The organism is Halomonas sp. AOP12-B1-6, assembly GCF_052379225.1.
In the GTDB taxonomy this organism is placed as follows: Bacteria; Pseudomonadota; Gammaproteobacteria; order Pseudomonadales; family Halomonadaceae; genus Vreelandella; species Vreelandella casei.
Map to the genome: position 1 here is coordinate 34,758 of NZ_JBQSYK010000007.1, position 20,709 is coordinate 55,466.

Sequence of the window (20,709 nt, forward strand, 5' to 3'; positions counted from 1 at the left end):
CTCGTTAATCACTAGTCTTTGATGCTCAGGATGATTCATTAATGTCGCTACGGGATGCACTGCCGACCCCCCGCATCCACCGAGATGGGCTGAACCCTAATGCTGTGCTGATTAGCCTTAGCATTGTCATGCTGGCGGCATTCTGGACATTAGACATGGTGAGCATGGCCCCCAATCGAATTGTATTGGGAACCGGCTATAGTGCCCCGGCAGCGTTTGGCTGGCCCGGTGCACTGTTAGCCACGCTACTGTTCTGCGCCATTAGTTTTTTAGCGTGGCAGCCAAGTCAGCGCCACTACCAAGCGCTGCTAGCGGCGGTGGTTATGCTAATGGCCTTAATGCCGTTCGGATTAATAGTCAGCAGCTTTTTATTAATTGAGCCTGAACTTGCCCAGGCGCGTTTAGGCCTGGGAGCCGGGTACTGGGTGACGCTGTTCATACTGTTGCTGTGTTTGGTAGAGCTGCGTTTACGCCTAAACCTAACACGCCTATGGCCCACACTGTTGCTCAGTGGCATTGCCTTAGTGTGGTGGCTGTGCGCCACGCTCTGGTTAGATAGTCTTGCTTTGGTGCAAGAGTTTAAAGCGCGTGATCAGCTGTTTCTCCGCGCTGTTGGCCAGCATATGACGCTGGTGGGTATTGCCGTTAGCGTGAGCATTGTATTGGGGCTTGCGCTGGCGCTATTAATGCGCCGCTACGCACGGCTACAGAAAGTCGCCTTCACGGTACTCAATTTCCTTCAAACGATTCCTAGCATTGCACTGTTTGGCTTACTGCTGGCACCGCTTGCCTGGCTTGCCGTTAACGTGCCTTTTTTAGCCAAGCTTGGCGTTAGCGGTATTGGCACAACGCCTGCTTTAATCGCATTGATAGCCTACAGCCTGCTTCCCATGGTACGTAACACCTATACCGCGCTTGAAGAGGTTAGCCCTGTGACATTAGAGGCTGCCAAAGGTATGGGCATGCGTGCTAGCCAGCGATTTTGGCAGGTGCGGCTGCCGCTGGCGCTACCGGTGCTGTTAGAGGGCGTTCGCATTACCACAGTTCAAGCTATTGGATTGACCGCCGTGGCGGCGCTGATTGGTGCAGGAGGCCTTGGCACCTTTATTTTTCAAGGTTTAGGTCAGGCGGCAATGGATATGGTTTTGCTTGGCGCATTGCCTATTTTAATGCTGGCTCTCGTAGTTGATGCAGGTTTGGGGGCGCTGGCTGAAGCGCTGCGCCCAGGGGGGGCAAGATGATTGAGCTTGCGCACGTCTCTAAGCGATTTGGCAGTGAAATCGCGGTAAACGATATCTCGTTACGGATACCCAAAGGCAAGTTCTGCGCATTAGTCGGCACCTCCGGCTGCGGTAAATCGACGACGCTGCGTATGATTAATCGCTTGATCGCGCATAGCGAGGGCGAAATCATCCTCGATGGAGCGTCGATCGAAACGTACGACCCGGTAAAACTACGCCGTCGGATTGGCTATGTTATTCAGCATACGGGGCTATTTCCTCACTGGAGCGTGGCGCGCAACATTGGCCTGGTTCCGCGGTTGTTAAAGTGGCCATCAATAGACGTTCAGGCGCGTGTAGAAGAGCTGATGCAGTTGCTGGGCTTGCCGGTCGAAGAGTTCGGGCATAAATATCCCCATCAGCTTTCGGGTGGCCAAGCGCAGCGGGTAGGCGTTGCGCGCGCACTCGCTGCCAATCCCGATATTATGCTGATGGACGAACCCTTTGGCGCGCTTGATCCTATCACCCGTGAAAAACTGCAGGATGAACTAGCAAAACTGCAGGCGCGAATGCACAAAACCATTGTGTTCGTGACTCACGATATGGACGAAGCGCTAAAGCTAGCCGACCACTTGGTTGTCATGCGAGATGGGCGGATTGTCCAGCAGGGCTCACCCCTTGCACTGTTAAAGCATCCCGCCGATCCTTTTGTTGAATCGCTGCTAGGCGGCCTTGAGCGGGGCCTGAAACAAGCGGCACTAACGCGGGTTAAAGACCACATGAACTCGCTGGGTTCAGCGCTGCCTGCCCAGTCACGTATTCCCGCGGACTTTTCACTGCGTCAGGCGCTATCTATGATGCTACGCGACCATAGCGACCGGCTCACCGTTGTCGATCAGCATGATGTGCCTGTCGGCGAGCTTTCGTTACGCAAAATTGTAAAAGAAGCCCATCTGGACAAAGGCAGTTCGCGTGAGTAATTCGCTATGGCGATGGCCGCTGCTGTGGATCTCACTACTGCTTATCAGCGTTGTGGGAATGTCCGCTGCTGCGCCGCTTTTTCACTGGATAGAACCCGATGCTCGGCAGGTGATTTACAGTCGCGCCGATTTTTATGTGCTACTCGGACGCCATCTTTTTGTTGTCGGCATCGCGGCGCTGGTGACGATTAGCGTTGGTGTCTCAGCGGGGATTGCCGTCACCCGCAAGCGGGGCAGTGACTTTCTCCCTTTGGTAGGCCAGGTAGCATCATTGGGCCAAACCTTTCCGCCGGTGGCCGTTTTAGCGCTGGCAGTGCCGGTACTGGGCTTTGGTACGCTGCCTATCATTGTGGCGTTAATGCTTTACGGGCTGCTTCCCATTGTGCGTAACACTCTTACGGGGCTGCAAGAAGTTGATGCTGAGCTTATAACCGCGGCTCATGCAATGGGCATGACGCCGTTACAAATATTACGCCAAGTAGAGCTGCCTTTAGCGGCCCCAGTTATATTGGCAGGCATCCGCACGTCGGTGACGATTAATATTGCCACGGCCGCACTAGGCGCGACCGTCGGGGCCAGCAACCTGGGCGACCCCATTATTTCCGGCATCGTTAATGGCAATATGGCCTATGTCGTTCAGGGGGCACTGACGATTGCGTTATTGGCGTTATCGGTCGATAGTCTGTTTGAAGTGCTGCAACGCCAGCTGCGTTCTCGTCTCTCTGCGTCTTAAGTAGCATCCCTAAAATCCTTGTGCTGCGTTACTGTCGCAGTAGTTGTGTTGGCCAATGGCAGATAAATCCACTGGCATGAATGGTCTTAACCAGCAACACTGCCCTCATAAGGGGTAAAACAAGGACAATATTCATGACAAAGTACGTACACCAGCCGGATTTTATGACCGGTGATGAGCTTTCGATACCCACGTTTAGCCTGCTTGATCCCGAAGGTGATCTTTACCCAGGCGCCGTAGAGCCCGCCCTTGAACGTGACCACGCTCGGCGTATTTATCAAGCGATGCTCGCTACGCGTATTTTAGACGAGCGGATGCTGGCGGCTCAGCGCCAAGGGCGTCTCAGCTTCTATATGCAGTGCACCGGGGAGGAAGCGGCCGTTGTGGGAGCCGCTGCGGCTCTTAATGATGCCGATATGATCATGGCACAGTACCGTGAGCAGGGCGCCTTGATGTATCGCGGCTTCTCAATTGACGAGTTTATGAATCAGCTCTTCGGCAATGACCTGGATTACGGCAAGGGTCGGCAAATGCCAATTCACTATGGGTCGCGTAAGCTTCACTACATGACCATCTCGTCGCCTTTAGCGACACAAATCCCACAGGCAACGGGCTATGCGTATGGGCAAAAGCTCGCGGGTAACGGTCACTGCACGCTAACCTTCTTTGGCGAAGGTGCCGCATCAGAAGGTGATTTCCACGCCGCGTTAAATATGGCGTCGGTGCACCAGGTCCCGGTTATTTTCTTCTGTCGTAATAACGGCTATGCCATTTCAACGCCTGCCGTTGAGCAGTTTGCGGCTGATGGCATTGCGCCGCGTGCCTTTGGCTACCATATGCACGTTATTCGCGTTGACGGTAACGATGTGCTGGCCGTCTATGAAGCGACCCGTCAGGCACGCAAAATCGCCGTGGAGCGCAACCAGCCGGTACTGATTGAAGCGATGAGCTATCGCCTTGCGGCACACTCGTCCTCGGATGACCCTTCTGGCTATCGTTCTAAAGACGAAGAAGAACTGTGGCGCGCCAAAGACCCGGTGCTACGGCTTCACAAATGGCTTTTGAAAAAGCAGTGGTGGAGCGAAGAAGAAGAGGCCGCTCAGCAAGAAACACTGCGTCGTGAAGTACTTGAGACCATGAAGCGCGCTGAAAAACGCTCATCCCCGCCCCTTGAGAGTTTAATCAGTGATGTATATGCCGACATTACCCCCGAGCTGCAGCGTCAATTTGATCAGCTTAAGCGGCATATTCGTCGTTATCCGGATGCCTATCCTCGTGGCGCCAAGTCGCTAGATTTGGGCGTCGGCTCAGGCACTGATTCTCAGGGAGAGGCGTAACATGGCCACAATGAATATGCTCCAGGCGATCAATAACGCCCTGGATATCGCCATGGCAGAAGATGAAAAAGTCATTTGTTTTGGCGAAGATGTGGGTATTTTTGGCGGCGTGTTTCGTGCCACTAGCCATCTGCAGGAGAAGTATGGCAAATCGCGCTGCTTCAATACGCCGCTGGTTGAGCAGGGCATTATTGGGTTTGCCAATGGCTTGGCAGCCCAAGGCTCAGTGCCCGTAGCGGAAATTCAATTTGCCGACTACATTTTTCCGGCATTCGATCAAATCGTCAATGAAACTGCCAAATTCCGCTACCGGTCAGGTGACCTATTCAACGTCGGTGGGCTGACCATTCGCACTCCATACGGTGGCGGTATCGCGGGCGGTCTCTATCACTCCCAGTCGCCAGAAGCCTATTTTACCCATACGCCAGGTTTAAAAGTGGTGGTGCCGCGTAATCCTTATCAGGCCAAAGGGTTGCTGCTGGCTGCTATTCGTGACCCGGACCCAGTGCTTTTTCTGGAACCCAAACGTCTCTATCGCGCCGCGGTAGGCGAAGTGCCCGAAGAGGACTTTCAACTGCCCATTGGTGAAGCTGAAGTAATCAAAGAAGGTACGGATATCACCGTGGTCGGCTGGGGCGCGCAGATGGAAGTTATTGGTAAAGCCGTTGAATTGGCCGAAGAGCAGGGGATCGCCTGTGACGTCATTGACTTGCGCACGCTGCTGCCTTGGGATGCCGATACGGTCGTGGAGTCGGTGCTTAAAACAGGCCGCCTAGTCGTGAGCCATGAGGCGCCATTAACCGGCGGCTTCGCCGGTGAAATTGCTGCCACCATTCAAGAACGTTGTTTTCTCTACCTTGAATCGCCCATCGCCCGGGTGACAGGGCTTGATACGCCTTTTCCGCTGGTATTGGAAAAAGAGTACATGCCTGATCACCTGAAAATCTTTGAAGCGATTCGCGAAAGCGTTAACTTTTAGCGGCTGAAAGCGCCTAAAAACGCATGGGGAGAATAACAATGAGTGATTTTTTACTACCTGATATTGGCGAAGGTATTGTCGAGTGTGAAGTCGTCGAGTGGCACGTTGCTGAAGGTGACGTCATTGCTGAAGATCAGCCGATCGTTGAAGTCATGACCGATAAGGCACTGGTTGAAATCACCGCGCCTGAGGCGGGTATTGTTACCAAGCTTTACGTGCCTCAAGGCCAAATTGCTAAAGTGCACGCGCCGCTTTATGCCTACCAAATTGACGCTGAGCATGAGCCCGCCGGCTCTGTAACCTCGTCGGTAGCCGACCAATCCGGCACTGATGAAATGCCGGTCGAGCTACCTGAACATGGTTCAGACTTGTCGTCGGATACGGCCGCTCACAAGTCCGGCGGCGAGTACGCGGGTGGCTATAAAGTCCCTGCAAGCCCTGCCGTTAGGCGCTTAGTGCGTGAGCACTCCCTAAAGCTTGCGGACATTGCGAGCAGCGGCAAAGATGGCCGAGTGCTAAAAGAGGACGTGCTGGCGCATTTAGACCAAGCGTCGCCAACTACTGCCTCTGCTAACGCGGCATCGAGCCAATCGGCGCTAGCAATGCCCGGCAACGGCACCGAGCCCAGGGTCGAGCCGTTACGCGGCATACGGGCCGTCATGGCGAAACGTATGGTGGAGGCGGCCAGCACTATTCCGCATTTCCACTATGGCGAAGAGATTGATGTTACCGCGCTACTATCGTTAAGGGAGCGCTTAAAACCGATGGCAGAGGCTCAGGGCGAGCGGCTAACGTTAATGCCGTTCTTTATGAAAGCGATGGCGCTGGCGGTTGCTGAAACGCCTATTCTCAATGCGCAGTTAAATACGGCGGGCAATGAACTGCATTACTACCCACAGTGCAATATCGGCATGGCGGTGGATAGTAAAGCGGGCTTGATGGTGCCCAACGTTAAACGCGTTGAGCAGCTAACCTTGCTGGAAATAGCCCGTGAAGTAGGCCGGTTAACGACGTCAGCCCGCGAGGGGAGAGTCGATCAAGCCGACCTGAAGGGGGGCACCATTAGCATATCGAACATCGGCGCTTTAGGTGGTACCTACGCCTCACCGATTATCAATGCACCGGAAGCCGCCATTGTTGCTATTGGCAAAACCCAGTGGCTGCCGCGTTTTGATGAAAGCGGCGCGGTTGTGCGTCGTGCCATCATGACCATTACCTGGGCAGGTGATCATCGCTTTATCGATGGCGGGACGATCGCGCGCTTTTGTAATACTTGGAAGGGGTTTCTGGAAACGCCGGACGCCATGCTGCTCCATTTGGCGTAACGTTGATGTCTCAGGCACCGCTTCAGCAGTTTTATATACCCGAAGAGCAGTCGGTATATCTGCTGAGTCATCACGATGCCCGTAAGCTTAAAGACTGGGTGGCGCTGTGCCAAGCGCAGCTCACTCAGTTAGGTTACCAAGGCATTGAGTTAATTGGTAAAGGGGCTTACGGCTTCGTATTTGGCGGTAGCGCCACGCGCCAGGGTGCTACCGCTCATTACGTATTTAAGTTTTCACGCATCACCTTGCCAACCCATCTGCAAGAGCGCCTTGAAGAAGAGGCGTTTATGCTTGATCAGGTCTCGCATCCGCGAATCCCCGGCTTGATTACCTATCAGCGCTCCCGCGGCCAGTCTATTCTGGTGATGAAGCGTGCACCCGGCTGGAATTTAGAGCAGATCTCGCTTAAGCAGGGGCGTCTCTCTGCGCGCTTGATCGTGCGCATTGCCGCTCAGTTGGCCGATATTGTTATGGCTCTGCGGCGGGAATCTGGGCCTAAGTCTCGGGCGGTGGTCCATGGTGATATCAAACCCTCCAATTTGGTGTATGACCCTGAGCACGAATCGATTGCGCTAATCGACTGGGGCTCATCGGTGTTTGCTCAGCTAGATGCCGAGCTGCAGTTTGTTGGCGCCAACGTGATGGAGCTAATGTCGGACAATCTGCAGCAAACCAATGCCCGCCTAGGAGATGTTTACTTTATCGGAGAGGAGCAGTTGAACGGGGCGCTCTCATCGCCGCGGTTTGATGAGCAGGGTGTTGCGGGCACTCTGTATGCTCTTGCTTCTGCTCAGTCCTGCCGCTTTGGCCACCGGGCTATTCCTGCCTGCTCGCTGGGCTTACCTATGGAGTTTGCGCGTACTTTGGACGGCATGTTGGATCCGGATGCTTACATTCGGCGTAAAGCCGGCGACTATTTTTTACATCATATGGCGCGAATGGCCAGAATAGTGATGATCGATCTGCCCACATCTCTCGATGTGCCGCTGGTGCCTGTTTGGGGCCGCCCGGCTCAGCAGGAAATTGATACCGTTGTGTATAGCTCACGCAAAGCTTTTCTACGCGAAGCCAATGCCCAAGAAACCCTTAATGACGTCAATGATGTGCAGCTGGATCGCTATTACAAGCAGTTTATGCAAGGCATGGGCGAGACTGAAAAAGCATTTTTGGCCTCTGTAAGCCGCTTAGGAAAATACCCCGTAGTGGGCGGTTTGGCAGTGCGCTGGGAGCGGGAAGGGGTATACATTGACTCTTCGCTAAACCTTCACGACCCTGCACTCAAGCCTGCCTTTATAGAAGCAGTCAATAACATGGTGCACTTGGCCCGGGCCATTCATCGCCAGGGGGTATTTAAAAGCTGCCTGTTTAATGCTCGCCAGACCCTGCACTTAGAGCGTGCTTCAGCAGATGACGTATTTGTCCGCGAATCAACGATGACCATCAGCTATGAGCTAAGTGCGATGCCAGAGCTTGAAGACCGTACGCGCCAGCACAGCTATTTTGAAGACGGTCCTGACCCTGAAGAGCTACTGGTGCTGCCTGTCTCAATAATGCGAGTGCTGCAGCAGCTCAACGATATTCACCACACCGGTATGATTATTTTTGAAGCACTGCCTCAGCACCTCAAAATCCACAGTTACTACCGGTTACTAGACCCTGGTAAAGAGCGTGAGTTTGGCACGCTACTGGACAACATTCTGGCATCGGTTAGCGAAATTGAAGGCCTGGGAGTATCCGGGTTTATGAAAATGCCCTATAAAGACACCCGCTATTTTACTCACCTTGAGAAGCAGCCTGAGCGCTTTTATCCTCGCGACCCGCGGGAATATGTCAAGAAACAGGCAAAGCAGTAACGGCCAGGCATTAGTGGCTGTGCGCATTAGCAATTACGCCTGACTGCTGTGCCAACCAGGCTGCCAACTGCTCTGTCAGCTCATCGCTGGCAAGGCCAAAGGCATCTACCACATCAGTAATGTCAACGCTGGTAGCTTGCGCGCTGGCGCTGAAGTCCATGGCAGCAAGGGGCGTTTGGTTCTGAGTTCCTAGCAGCTGCACGTCGAGCTGCACCTTCACCGTAGGTGGCTGGGTAACATAGTCGCTTTGGAAATGACGCAGCTCACTGAGTAGCCGCAAGTCATGCGGTAATCGATCGCTGCCTACGCCAGCAAACAGCTGGCTCTGCTGTAGCCCATCTATCAAACGCGCCTGCAGCAGCTCAGGCGTATCTTCGTGCCAGCGGGCATCTTCATAAACATTGACAATAGCGCGCTCGGGATAGACCACAATCCGGTTGCTGCTCAATAAATAGCCCGCTTCCGGTGCCGCAATGCCAAGACGCTGGTTAGCTAGCGGCGCATGAGAGGCGGCGACAGCTATGGGGGCCGCGGGCAATCGATAAAGCGTCGCAGGCTCACTTTCGGGCAGTATTGAACAGCCGCTGGTGAATAGCAGCGCAGTGCCAACTAAGATGCATGCCGTGTGCCGATAGTTCATGGGCGGAACTCCTTTATCTGATCTCGGCCCAGAAGGAAGTCCGTCGGGCTGTCTTCTAACTGACGTGTAATGCGGTCAAGGGTATTCAGCGTAGAGCGAAGCGACGAGAGCGCCGGCGCAATATCTTGTGCGCCTTGCAGGCTGCCCTCAATGGCGCCAGCATTGGTCTCTACTAATTGTTCGACGCGCTGTGCCGCGCTGGCCACATCGCGGCTGGCGTCGGCGGCGCTTTGCATCACTAATCGGCCATCTTCGCGCAGTAGTTGCGTGGCTTCTTGGCTAAGTGCATCGATGCTTTCAAGGGTCGTGGTCGCTTGCCGAGACACATCACTGAACAGCGCCATGTTTTCGTCCAGAGCACTCTGCTGATTCGCGATCATTTCAGTGATTCGGGCGATGTTGTTGAGAATCGTGCCTGCCTGTTCACGGTTGTTATCATCAAACAGGTCGTTAACGCTTTTTAGAATGGCGTTAATGTTCTTGATCATATCCTCACCTTCATCGAACAGTGTTGCGATGGGGGAAGGGTCTGACTGAATGAAGGGAGCATCGGCATCAGTTTGATCAATCAGCCGTTGGCTTTCCGGCGTGCCGCCGTAAAGCTGTACCGACATGCTTCCAGTAATGCTCGCAAACGCAAGCTTCGCTCGCGTGTCGGTTTTTATCGGCGTGTCTTCGTACACCCGGATATTGGCAACCACTTGGCGCGGGTCAGCAGGGTCTAGCGTAAGCTCGGTGACATCGCCTATTTCGATGCCGTTATACTGTACCGTGCTGCCAATGGATAAACCGCTAACGCTACGTTCAAATAAAATGCGATAAGGCTGGTAGTCACGTTGCCCGGATGCATAGCTCATCCATAGTGCAAACAGCAGCGCTGCGGCCACGGTCGCCAGTGTGAAAAAACCAATTAAAACGTGGTGCGCGCGCGTTTCCATGTGCTGTCACTCCGGGCTGTCTGTAGTAGGCGAAGACGCGGTATGAGCATGTTGTGCGGCTCGACCACGTGGCCCGTGAAAATAGTCTTGCACCCATTCATCGTCCGTTTGCGCTACTTTATCGATGGTATCTACCACCAGCACACGTTTTTGCGACAGCACGGCAACTCGATCACAGACGGCGTACAGTGTATCCAAATCATGGGTAACCAAAAACACACTGAAACCTAACGCATTGCGAAGTGTTACCAGCAGTTGATCGAACGAGGCAGCGCCGATGGGGTCAAGCCCGGCCGTCGGTTCATCGAGAAATAAAATGTCGGGATCAAGTGCTAAGGCACGGGCTAGGGCGGCACGCTTTATCATGCCTCCTGATAGTGATTCGGGAAATTGCAGCGCTGCCTCAGGCGGTAAACCGACAAGTGAGAGCTTCACTCTGGCGAGATGCTCTGCATCTTCACGTGGTAGCTTGGCGTGTTCAATTAGCGCCAGCGCAATATTCTCTTGCAAGTTTAGTGAGCTAAAAAGCGCCCCTTGTTGAAAAAGCACGCCAAAGCGCCGCTCTATTCTACTGCGTTCTGTTTCACCAAGTTCATGAAGTGCCGTGCCAAGCACTTTGATCGTGCCCTCATTGGGTCGCCTCAATCCTACAATGCTGCGCAAAAGCACTGATTTACCGGTACCAGAACCGCCCACCACGCCGAGAATTTCTCCACGCTCAAGCGTTAAGTCCAAGTGATCATGAACAATGTGAGAGCCAAAGCGGTTGACGAGCCCAGTTACGTTAATCACCGAGCGGTCTTTGTCCTGTTTCGGTACGTCTGAGTGCATCACCAGCCCATCTCCATAAAGAATAGCGCGGCCAGTGCATCAATCAGAATCACCATGAAAATCGACTGCACTACGCTAGACGTCGTATGTGCGCCCACCGACTGGGCACTGCCGCTAACCTTAAAGCCCTCTAGGCAGCCGATAACGGCAATTACAAAGGCAAATATCGGTGCCTTGCTAAGGCCAACTAAAAAGTGCACCACGGACACATCTTTTTGCAGCGTGCTCATAAATTGCGTCAGCGAAATATCCAGTGACAGTGTCGCTACCATGGCACCACCGGCTAAGCCGCTGAGCATACCCACAAACGCCAATATTGGTAGGCTGATTAACATGGCCATCACTCGGGGAATCACCAAAAGCTCAATGGGGTCTAGCCCCTGTGCTTGAAGGGCATCAATTTCCTCGTTGGATTTCATGGCGCCAATTTGGGCGGTAAAGGCGCTGGCGGTTCGTCCCGCTAAGAGTATTGCAGCAAGCAAAACGCCAAATTCACGTAAGAATGAGAACGCGACAAGATCGATGGTATAGACCGTGGCGCCAAAATCTGCCAACACGGTCGCGCCAAGAAACGCCACCACGGCACCGACCATGAAGGTTAATAACGCAACAATAGGCACGGCGTTAAGGCCGCTTTGCTGAATATGGGCAACCGTCGCCGTTAATCGCCAGCGACGTGGCCGCAACAGTAGATGACATAGCGTGGCCACCACAAGGCCAATAAACGCCAGTAGCTGGCGCTGCTGCGACCACAGCGCCACCATGTGCTGTCCAACGCTTGCAAGCGCCTGGCTGATGCGTGAATAAGAGGGGGGCTCAACGTCAAGCGGCGCGTCCATAGCTTCAGCAATACGAATGAGCAGCGCCTGCTGCTCTTTTGGCAGTTCATCTGCCCATTGCGCAACCGTGCGCGATTTCTCAATGCCGATAAGCTCAACAATCAGGGTCGCACCGGCTGTATCTAGCCGAGTAATAGCCTTTAATGAAATGTGCTCCTGTGACTTTTTACCAATCTCACTTCGAGCAATCGCTGATTTGATAGAGCGGTAATTGGCAAGCGTCCATTCGCCCTGTAGCGCCCGTGCTTGATCATCACCTGCTATCCACTCGCTTGGCATCCCCACTCCTTGGCGCTCATTATGTTAATGCGCTTCTTTAGAAGGCTATGATGCATTCAAACGAGCGTTAGTTAAAGCCTCTCGCGTTGCCTCTATCGCGCAGAGCGGGATCTAGGCGCTAGCTCTTGCTTAATGTAGGCGGCCACTTCTTTTAAGCGCGGGCCTAAGTTATTCACCAGCCGATCATGATCAAGACGCAGGCTCGAGCCGCCGCAGTTAATGGCCATTACCTCCGCGCCATCTTCTAATATTAGCGGCATAGCGACTGCGCTAATATCGCGCTGCCAATCCTGCTCGGAAAGACAAAAGCCGTATCTTTCAAAATCTTGCATGCTCTGCTGAATGCCCGCTTGATAGCGTGGCCATTCGCTGCCATACGCTTCGGCCAGTTCCTGGAGAACCTGCTGGCGACGCTCTTCTGACAGGCCACACAGCCAGGCGCGACCAATGGCGGAGGTGGCGATGGGTAGTCGGGAGCCTGTATCTAGACGAATAATAAGCGGGCCGTGGCCGTGGCAGGTTTCCAAATACACCATATCGCTTCGGTCCGCGCCGCCCAGGCTAACGTTGCAGTCGGTAGCATCGGCAAATTTTTGCAGATGTGGGCGGGCAATTTCGCGAATGCCCATATTAGCCAGAAAACGGTAGCCCAGCGCCAATACGCCGGGGCCGAGTCGATATTTCTCCAAATGAGTGTTGTGCTGAAGATAGCCCAGCTGAGTAAGCGTATAGGTTAAACGTGAAACGGTAGGGCGCGGGATATTGGTACGGTTTGAGAGTTCGGCATTGCCTAAATACTCTTCTCCAGCGCCAAAGGCGCGCAGCAGCTCTAAGCCGCGCGCAAGCGCGGTGACAAAGTTACGATCTTTTCCAGACAGTTGCAGGTCGTCGGCATCAGTGTCAAAGGGTTGCATGCAGTGTCCCAACAATAGGTGGCTTATTGTGCCCAGTATCGCATATCTATTTAGGCACATCTTTGCAGCCAGTCAGCGAAAAGCTGGCCGTTATAAAACTATCTCAGCCATCAAGGCGTTCAATGATCGTCGCGATACCTTGGCCAACGCCAATGCACATTGTCACCAGCGCATAGCGCCCGCCGTTGGCTTCTAGTTGACGCAGGGCTGTGAGCGCCAAGCGCGTGCCTGATGCGCCTAGCGGGTGGCCGATAGCAATCGCGCCGCCGTTAGCATTTAAACGTGGGTCGTCGGCGCAAAGCCCTAGCTGCTGAACGCAGCCAAGTACCTGAACGGCAAACGCCTCGTTAATTTCAATAACATCCATCTGCTTTAGGGTCAGGCCTGCGCGAGCCAGCGCTTTTTGCGAGGCAGGTACCGGCCCTAGCCCCATCACGCGTGGCGCAACGCCAGCAACGGCGCTTGATACAATCCGCGCGCGTGGGCGCAAACCTACGTTTTGGCCAGCCGCCTTGGTACCCACAATCATTGCCGCGGCGCCATCGTTCAGCCCCGAGGCATTGCCAGCCGTCACGACACCGCCTTCAAACAGAGCAGCTAGATTGCCCAGCTTGTCTGCGGTGCTTTGTGGGCGAGGGTGTTCGTCTTTATCTACCAGCAGAGGCGGTTGTTTACGACCTTGGGAAACCTCAACGCCAACGATTTCGTCATCGTAAAAACCTGCTGCCAGTGCTTGGGCATAGCGTGCCTGGGATCGGGCTGCAAAGGCATCGCTGGCGTCACGATCAATATGTAGGTCGTGGGCAATATTGTCAGCGGTTTCGGGCATGCTGTGACTGCCATACTCTTTGCCAATCCATGGATTGGGGAAGCGAGAGCCGATCACCGTGTCGTACATAGGCTGAGTGCGTGCATAGGCGGTATCCGCTTTGCCTAAAACGTAGGGCGCTCGAGACATGGACTCTACGCCGCCGGCCAGAAACAGCTCACCCTCACCGAGCCGCGCTGCGCGTGCAGCGTCCATGATGGCCGCTAAGCCACTGCCGCAAAGCCGGTTGACGGTTTGCCCCGCTACTTCGACAGGCAAACCGGCCAAGAGGCCAGCGTGGCGTGCTACGTTGCGCGAATCTTCACCGGCCTGGTTGGTGCAGCCCGCTAACACTTCTTCATAGCTCTCGGGTGCGAAAGGGTTGCGCTCCACCAGTGATTTCAATGCCAATCCCAGTAATTCGTCAGGACGAACGGTGGCTAAACTGCCGCCGTGTCGGCCAAAAGGGGTGCGTAAACCGTCATAAATATAGGCGTCTTGCATAGTGATGCTCCTTGTTTTTGATATGAGCCAACTACGCCGCGGTGAGCGACATGTTAAGCGCAGCGCGGCGGCGCAGCCACGGGCTAGGGCGATAGCGCGGGTCACCGGTGGCATCACATAGATTTGTGAGTATGGTCATAATGCGAGCAGCGCCGTAGTGGTCACCCATACGCAGCGGCCCGAAGGGATAGCCTAAGCCCAGCTCAACAGCGCGATCGATAGTGGTCGGGGCCGCCACACCCTGCTGGGCAATGTCGGCACCCACGTTGACGATGCAGGCAATTACACGCTGAAGAACAAAGCCGTTACTGTCCTGAAGAACGCTCACAGGCGTGCCGTCGTGACTGAGTAAACTAGACGCCGCTTGAAGATAGGCAATTTGAGTTATCGGTGTGGCCATCAGGCTGCGGCGATTATTGAGCCCGGCTAGCATATCGACCGCGACGCACTGCTGGGCTTCTAGCCCCTGGCGGAGTGCACAGGTGGTGGTATCTTCACCAAACGGCGTTAGCAGGCATAGTGCTTTCGCTGTGGGCTGCGCCCCGGCTTCCAACGGCCAGCCAGCCGCGGTAACTAATTCGGTGAGCGCCGCTGCGCTTTGTGGGTCGTCCTGGCTGATCCACACAGGGCAAGGTGGCACAGACTCAATAGTGGGCTCGTCAGGCAGTTGCTGCTTGCCATCTACGTAGCGATAAAAGCCTTCGCCCGTTTTACGACCCAGTAAGCCTGCGGCCAAGCGTTGCCGCGTTAATGGCGAAGGGCGAAAGCGCGTTTCTTCGTAGTACTGATGGTATATCGATTCCATCACTGCATGGGAGACGTCTAGTCCAGTGAGATCAAGCAGCGTAAACGGGCCCATCCGGAAGCCGCCCTGGTCGACCATAATACGGTCAATGGTCGCCGGGTCTGTGACGCTTTCACCAAGAATTCGCAGCGCTTCGGTGCCGAAGGCGCGGCCGGCATGGTTCACCAGAAACCCCGGCGTATCGGTTGTTTGGGCCGTGAAGTGGCCCATGGCTTTACCTAAGGCATTGACTCTTTTGGTCACGTCTTCGCCCGTGCGCAGGCCGGGGATGACCTCGGCAATTTTCATCAGCGGAACAGGGTTGAAAAAGTGAAAGCCGATGACCCGCTCGGGTTGCTGGCAGGTCGCGGCAATGGCCGTTACCGATAGCGATGAGGTGTTAGTCGCTAACACTGTCTGCGGGCTAACGATTGCTTCTAAATCGCGAAACAGCCCCTGTTTGGCTTCCAGTTTTTCGACAATAGCCTCGACGACAATATCGCAGGGGGCGAGATCGGCAAGTTCATGTGCTTCAATCAATCGCTCACTGTATTGCTGTGCTTGATCGGTGCTGATGCGCTGCTTTTCAGTGTTTCGCTGCCATAGGCCGTTGATAAATGCGTTGGCTTCTTTTACCGCCCCTTCTTTAACGTCGAATAGCATGACTTGAAGACCCGCCTGGGCCGCCAACTGAGCAATGCCACGGCCCATGGCGCCGGTGCCCACAATGCCAAGCGTGGTGAAGGGGGATACTATTGGTTCGCCAGACATACGCCAAATCCTCTCTGCCATTAGGTTCTTATTTTGCGATCAATCGTGCTTTTGTTTTGCATTGCAAAATAGTGTTTCAATTATTGACTGCTATCCTAGGCTATGCAAAAGTGCCTGACAAGCAATGTGGACACTAGTTTTGCATAGCGAAACTATTTGATTGTACATCTAATATCAGCATTAACGTCTAACGATAAAAAGCCATCTTTTGCCTCCTGGAGCCGTCATGATCCGCGATCCCGAATTGATTAATCAGCTTGTTGATACCATCGCTCGCTTTGTACGTGAACGCCTAATTCCTAATGAAGCGCGGCTAGCTGAAGAGGACGCGGTTCCCGCAGAGATTCTAGCTGAAATGAAAGAAATGGGGCTTTTCGGGCTGTCTATTCCTGAAGAGTACGGCGGCCTGGGCCTGACGATGGAAGAAGAAGCCCTGGTGGCAATGGAAATTGGTAAAACGTCGCCAGCATTTCGTTCGGTGTTTGGTACCAATAACGGTATTGGTGCTCAAGGTATTTTGATTGATGGCACTGAAGAGCAAAAAGCCAAATACGTACCGCGCTTAGCCACCGGTGAAATTCTAAGTTCCTTCTGCCTGACCGAGCCCGACTCAGGCTCTGATGCTGCGAGCCTGCGTACCACCGCCGTGCGCGATGGCGATGACTATATTTTGAATGGTACCAAGCGCTACATAACAAACGGCCCAGAGGCCGATTTGTTTACGGTAATGGCGCGTACCGACCCTAATAATAAAGGCGCTGGCGGGATTTCTGCCTTTATTGTTGAAGGCGATACCCCAGGGTTAGTGCGCGGGCCTGCGGATAATAAGATGGGTCAAAAAGGCGCTCACACCTGCGATATTATTTTTGATAACTGCCGCGTGCCTGCTGACAATATTATTGGTGGAAAAGAGGGGCAGGGTTTTAAAACAGCGATGAAGGTACTCGACCGCGGTCGGCTGCATATTTCAGCAGTCTGCGTCGGTGTGGCTGATCGCTTAGTGGAAGAGTCACTGCGTTACACCATGGAGCGCAAACAGTTTGGCGCGGCGCTGTCCGAGCATCAGCTCATCCAAGCGATGCTGGCAGACAGCAAAACGGAAGCCTACGCAGGCAAGGCCATGGTAATGGACGCGGCAAGGCGCAAGGATGACGGTGAAAACGTCTCTACGCTGGCCTCTTGCTGTAAGCTGTTCTGTGCTGAAATGGTAGGTCGTGTTGCCGACCGCGCGGTGCAGGTTCATGGCGGCGCGGGCTATATGTCTGAGTATGCGGTGGAGCGTTTCTATCGCGATGTGCGGTTATTTCGTATTTATGAAGGCACGACGCAAATTCAGCAGCTGGTGATCGCTCGTAATATGGTGCGGGAGGCGTCCTAATGGCTTTGTCGGTTTCCTATCAAGCGCCAGATGAGGCCATTTTTGGACGTCTTGCTAGCGAGTTAATTGCAGAGCTTCCTGAGCGACTCAGTACCCGTGTGCTTGAAAATGCACGGCTTTTTGGCGATCAGCCTGCGATTGTGGATGGTCACGTCCGCTGGAATTATGCAGAGCTTGGCCAAGAGATCAACGCCGCCTGTGACTGGCTAACAGCGATGGGCATTCGCCCTGGCGATCGTATTATGACGGTGAGTGAAAACTGCCGGGCCCTCGTGGTATTGCTGCTGGCTGCCAGTGAGTTGAATGTATGGGTCGCCATCGTCAATTCGCGCCTTTCGGCCCAGGAGGTCGATCTTATTCAGGGCAACTGCCAGCCGCGGCGAGTTTTTTATACCTGTGATGCTTCGCCAGAGGCTTGCCAACACGCCGATCGACATGGTGCGGATCGCTATCAGCATCCTCAACTGGGCGGGCTGGCCATCTCATCGCTATATGAAAGCGAGCCAGAGCCGGTCAGCGCGAGCGGTGCCGAACAGGTGGCTGCAATGATTTACACTTCGGGCACCACCGGCACGCCCAAAGGAGTCATGCTGACGCATCGCGGGATACTTTATATCGCGTCGATTTCCGGTGGCATGCGCCATCTAAGCCACGGGCAGCGCGTGTACGGCGTGCTGCCGATTTCTCACGTTTTCGGTCTTGCCTCGGTGTGTATGGGGTCGCTGTACAACGGAGCCTGCCTCTACACCGTGCCGCGTTTTGATGCCGCTCAGCTGCTAATAGCGCTTAAGCAGGAGCGCATTACCGTTCTTCAAGGCGTGCCGGCGATGTATTCCCGCGCGCTAGAGTTTTTAAAGCGTGAACAGCGCCCGCTAGACGCTCCCGCGTTGATTTACATCTCCGCCGGTGGCTCTCCTCTGGATAGCGATACCAAAAAGCGTGTGGAAGCGGTCTTTGGTCAGACGCTGCACAATGGCTACGGCTTAACCGAAGCGAGCCCGACGATTAGCCAAACGCGTATAGATGATAGCCACGCCACTAGCACCGTTGGCCGCGTACTGCCTTTACTTGAGTATCGCCTTGAGCCGCTTAGCGACAGCGGTACGGCCGAGCAGCCCGACGATGAGGTCGGCGAGCTATGGGTTCGTGGCCCCAATGTTATGAAAGGTTACTTCCGTCAGCCAGAAGCGACTCGCGTCACGCTCAGCGATGACGGCTGGCTGAATACGGGTGATATTGCTCGGCTAGACCATGACAATCAGCTGTATATTGTAGGGCGTAGCAAAGAGCTGATTATTCGTTCGGGGTTTAATATTTACCCCCCGGACGTAGAAGCGGTTATTAACGAACATCCTGCGGTTACCCTAACGGCCGTCGTGGGACGCCAAATCGCAGGCAATGAAGAAGTGGTGGCGTTCGTGCAGTGCGAGCCAGGCGTTGAGGTTGACATGGCAGAACTCAAAGCCTTCATCGCCGAACGGCTGGCGCCCTATAAGCGTCCCACTCAAATCGTGTTAATGGATGCTTTGCCTTCCACCGCGAGCGGCAAAATTCTGAAAGGTCGACTACGCGATTTAGCACAGCAGGAGAGCGACTCATGAGTGATTCGCACTGCGATAACACGCCTCAACAGGCGCTAATGGGCTATCACGAACTGCTGGGTATGCACGTGGTGGAGTGGCAGTTGGGACGCGTCGTGGTTGAGCTCATCATTGAACCTAAACATCTTAACCGCAGTGGCAATGTTCACGGCGGCGTGTTGGCCTCAATGTTAGACAGCGCCTTAAGCCTGGCAGGTTTGCATTGCGACGTGCCGGGCAATATTCGCCGTGGCATGACGCTTTCCCTGACCACCACCTTCGTAGGGCCTGCTAAGCAGGGCGTGCTGCGGGCAACGGGAACGCTGCGCGGAGGCGGGCAGAAAACCTATATGAGCAGCGGTGATATCGTTGATGCTGCCGGGAACCTAGTGGCGATGGGTGAGGGGTCATTTCGTCGCCGTAGCGGCAGCGAATCGCCGCAGGGCCTGCCTGACGATACACCGCAAGCTCAGACCAACGTGCCCGTAGAGTGAGCAAAGCCCGCCTGCGGGTGTCTTATTTGCTGGTGGTGACTCTCGCGACGCTGCTCCATTTGGTGATCGGAAGCCTTTTTTGGCAAGCCGTTGGCATTGCCGCGCTGCTGCTGTATTTGTCGACACTTGCTGGCCAGCTGACGCGCATGGCAAAGGGGCTATTGTTAGCCGCGGGCGTGCTCACAGCGTTAGCATTTTGGCGTTCATCCACGCCTGGTCAATTACTGTTTGAAGCCAGCGGTCGTTTTGCATTTTTCGCAACCTTCGTAGTGGCGTTAAGCATGCTGCGGCTGCCTGCCTATCGTTCACGCTTGGTGCGCCGGTGCGGCAAGAGCATGCTGCTTCAGCCGCCTAGTCGGCGCTATCCGATTTTATCGCTTGGCTCAGCGCTATTTGGCATTATTCTTAATATCGGCGTGCTCAATCTGTTCGCCGCCATGATTGAAAAGAGCAATACGCTGAGTGCGGCCCAGGGGCGTGTTTGGGTGCAAGAGGCCCGTCAACGGCGCATGATGTTGGCGCTGCTGCGAGGATTTTCACTGGCCCCGCTGATTTCTCCTATGGGTATCGGCGTGGCCGTGGTGCTATCGAGTCTGCCCGAGCTTAGCTGGCTGGCGCTGGCGCCGTATATATTGGGCGCGGCGGTGCTCATTTTCCTAGTGGGATGGGCGGTTGATTTTTTGACCGGGCCGCATCCTCCGGCTAATCGAGATCAAGTGTCTACGCCATCGTTGCGCCCGTTGGCCCAGTTTAGCGTGTTGCTGATGGGTATCGTGGCGCTGGTATTTACGATTGCATGGCTGTTAGCACTGCGCCTGCCGATTGCGGCGCTATTAGGTGCGCCCACCGGCGCATTGCTTTGGCTTGCCTGGCAGCGGCGAAAGCTGGGGTACGCGGGGCTGCCTGCCGCGCTTAGCGCTGTACATCGTCAGTTGCCCTGGCTGCTGTCACCCAGTGCTAATGAGATTGTGGTGCTGGGGGCTGCGGGCTATTTAGGGCATCTATGTGTTGGTCTAGTCGATACCCAGCAATTGGCGCCGCTGCTGGTGGTGCTGAACCAGTGGGGAGCATTTAACGCGGTGCTGGGTATGCTAATGGTGGTCGGGCTTGCCCAGGTAGGCGTTAATCCTATCGTAACAGTGACGTTATTGGTCGGCCTGCTGCCAACCTTAGGCATTGAAGGGCTAACGCCTGCATTAATTGGCGCATCGCTAATGGTGGGCTGGGCGCTGGCGCTAATGTCCTCGCCAATGACGGCCTCTATGCTCATCTTGTCGAGGTTTACGGGCGTGCCCGCGACGCAGATAGGCTATCGCTGGAATGGGCGGTTTTTGGTAGCCTCGATTCCTTTGCTGGCAGCGTGGTTTGCCTGGTCTCCTTTTTGAGCAGGCGGGTTAACTAGCACTACTCAGTGTGTAGCGCTTGACCTTTGCTGACCAATTTTTTATTGTTTGTTCTATAAATTGGAATAACATTCCGCAATGCGGAATATGATAATTTATTAATCGCTCGGAGCATCTCT

18 protein-coding genes are annotated in these 20,709 nt (G+C 54.6%); 11 read left to right on the plus strand and 7 right to left on the minus strand.

All coding sequences use genetic code 11. The annotated features are described in order from the left end of the window. Positions 1-41: 41 nt before the first annotated feature. The 7 genes from ACT3TR_RS17120 (at position 42) to ACT3TR_RS17150 (ending at position 8,427) form a co-directional block, all read left to right on the plus strand. Positions 42-1,241, plus strand: a complete 1,200-nt coding sequence (locus tag ACT3TR_RS17120; RefSeq protein ID WP_096279873.1) for an ABC transporter permease — start codon at positions 42-44, stop codon at positions 1,239-1,241. Then, a complete protein-coding gene (locus ACT3TR_RS17125) occupies positions 1,238-2,200 on the plus strand; it encodes an ABC transporter ATP-binding protein (protein ID WP_444625894.1) in 963 nt (320 codons plus the stop codon). Before ACT3TR_RS17120 ends, ACT3TR_RS17125 begins: the two co-directional genes overlap by 4 nt. Then, positions 2,193-2,933: an ABC transporter permease gene (locus tag ACT3TR_RS17130; RefSeq protein WP_444625893.1), complete on the plus strand. Its 741-nt coding sequence runs from the start codon at positions 2,193-2,195 to the stop codon at positions 2,931-2,933. The genes ACT3TR_RS17125 and ACT3TR_RS17130 overlap by 8 nt, the downstream gene beginning before the upstream one ends. Positions 2,934-3,067: 134 nt before the next feature. Then, the gene (locus ACT3TR_RS17135) at positions 3,068-4,270 is read left to right on the plus strand and encodes a thiamine pyrophosphate-dependent dehydrogenase E1 component subunit alpha (RefSeq protein ID WP_444625892.1); all 1,203 of its coding nucleotides are present in this window, start codon (positions 3,068-3,070) and stop codon (positions 4,268-4,270) included. A gap of 1 nt (position 4,271) precedes the next feature. After that, a complete protein-coding gene (locus ACT3TR_RS17140; RefSeq protein WP_444625891.1) occupies positions 4,272-5,249 on the plus strand; it encodes an alpha-ketoacid dehydrogenase subunit beta in 978 nt (325 codons plus the stop codon). A gap of 38 nt (positions 5,250-5,287) precedes the next feature. After that, complete coding sequence (locus tag ACT3TR_RS17145; protein WP_444625890.1) at positions 5,288-6,574, plus strand: 2-oxo acid dehydrogenase subunit E2; 1,287 nt, start codon at positions 5,288-5,290, stop codon at positions 6,572-6,574. A gap of 5 nt (positions 6,575-6,579) precedes the next feature. Then, positions 6,580-8,427 carry a protein kinase domain-containing protein gene (locus tag ACT3TR_RS17150; protein ID WP_444625889.1) on the plus strand — a complete coding sequence of 616 codons (1,848 nt, stop codon included), beginning with the start codon at positions 6,580-6,582 and terminating at the stop codon, positions 8,425-8,427. A 10-nt stretch (positions 8,428-8,437) separates the two neighbouring features. Here the strand turns inward: ACT3TR_RS17150 and ACT3TR_RS17155 are convergent, their stop codons facing one another. The 7 genes from ACT3TR_RS17155 to ACT3TR_RS17185 all read right to left on the minus strand — a co-directional run bounded on the left by ACT3TR_RS17155 (position 8,438) and on the right by ACT3TR_RS17185 (position 15,735). Further along, positions 8,438-9,067, minus strand: a complete 630-nt coding sequence (locus tag ACT3TR_RS17155) for an ABC-type transport auxiliary lipoprotein family protein (RefSeq protein ID WP_444625888.1) — start codon at positions 9,065-9,067, stop codon at positions 8,438-8,440. Next, the gene (locus ACT3TR_RS17160; protein ID WP_444625887.1) at positions 9,064-10,005 is read right to left on the minus strand and encodes an MlaD family protein; all 942 of its coding nucleotides are present in this window, start codon (positions 10,003-10,005) and stop codon (positions 9,064-9,066) included. Before ACT3TR_RS17160 ends, ACT3TR_RS17155 begins: the two co-directional genes overlap by 4 nt. A gap of 6 nt (positions 10,006-10,011) precedes the next feature. Then, a complete protein-coding gene (locus ACT3TR_RS17165; RefSeq protein ID WP_444625886.1) occupies positions 10,012-10,836 on the minus strand; it encodes an ABC transporter ATP-binding protein in 825 nt (274 codons plus the stop codon). Then, on the minus strand, positions 10,836-11,954 hold the full coding sequence (locus ACT3TR_RS17170; protein WP_444625885.1) for an MlaE family ABC transporter permease: 1,119 nt from the start codon (positions 11,952-11,954) through the stop codon (positions 10,836-10,838). The genes ACT3TR_RS17165 and ACT3TR_RS17170 overlap by 1 nt, the downstream gene beginning before the upstream one ends. A 92-nt stretch (positions 11,955-12,046) precedes the next feature. Then, a complete protein-coding gene (locus ACT3TR_RS17175) occupies positions 12,047-12,868 on the minus strand; it encodes an IclR family transcriptional regulator (RefSeq protein WP_444625884.1) in 822 nt (273 codons plus the stop codon). Between the two features lie 103 nt (positions 12,869-12,971). After that, positions 12,972-14,180: a 3-oxoadipyl-CoA thiolase gene (locus ACT3TR_RS17180; RefSeq protein WP_444625883.1), complete on the minus strand. Its 1,209-nt coding sequence runs from the start codon at positions 14,178-14,180 to the stop codon at positions 12,972-12,974. A 31-nt stretch (positions 14,181-14,211) separates the two neighbouring features. Beyond that, positions 14,212-15,735 carry a 3-hydroxyacyl-CoA dehydrogenase gene (locus ACT3TR_RS17185; protein WP_444625882.1) on the minus strand — a complete coding sequence of 508 codons (1,524 nt, stop codon included), beginning with the start codon at positions 15,733-15,735 and terminating at the stop codon, positions 14,212-14,214. A gap of 226 nt (positions 15,736-15,961) precedes the next feature. Here ACT3TR_RS17185 and ACT3TR_RS17190 point away from each other — a divergent pair, with 226 nt between their 5' ends. From ACT3TR_RS17190 to ACT3TR_RS17205, 4 genes are read left to right on the plus strand one after another with little or no spacing between them, the layout of a single operon-like run. Further along, on the plus strand, positions 15,962-17,113 hold the full coding sequence (locus ACT3TR_RS17190; protein ID WP_096279900.1) for an acyl-CoA dehydrogenase family protein: 1,152 nt from the start codon (positions 15,962-15,964) through the stop codon (positions 17,111-17,113). Then, positions 17,113-18,714 carry a class I adenylate-forming enzyme family protein gene (locus ACT3TR_RS17195; RefSeq protein WP_444625881.1) on the plus strand — a complete coding sequence of 534 codons (1,602 nt, stop codon included), beginning with the start codon at positions 17,113-17,115 and terminating at the stop codon, positions 18,712-18,714. Before ACT3TR_RS17190 ends, ACT3TR_RS17195 begins: the two co-directional genes overlap by 1 nt. Then, positions 18,711-19,187 carry a PaaI family thioesterase gene (locus tag ACT3TR_RS17200; protein ID WP_096279904.1) on the plus strand — a complete coding sequence of 159 codons (477 nt, stop codon included), beginning with the start codon at positions 18,711-18,713 and terminating at the stop codon, positions 19,185-19,187. The genes ACT3TR_RS17195 and ACT3TR_RS17200 overlap by 4 nt, the downstream gene beginning before the upstream one ends. After that, complete coding sequence (locus ACT3TR_RS17205) at positions 19,184-20,572, plus strand: hypothetical protein (RefSeq protein ID WP_096279906.1); 1,389 nt, start codon at positions 19,184-19,186, stop codon at positions 20,570-20,572. Before ACT3TR_RS17200 ends, ACT3TR_RS17205 begins: the two co-directional genes overlap by 4 nt. Positions 20,573-20,709 lie beyond the last annotated feature (137 nt).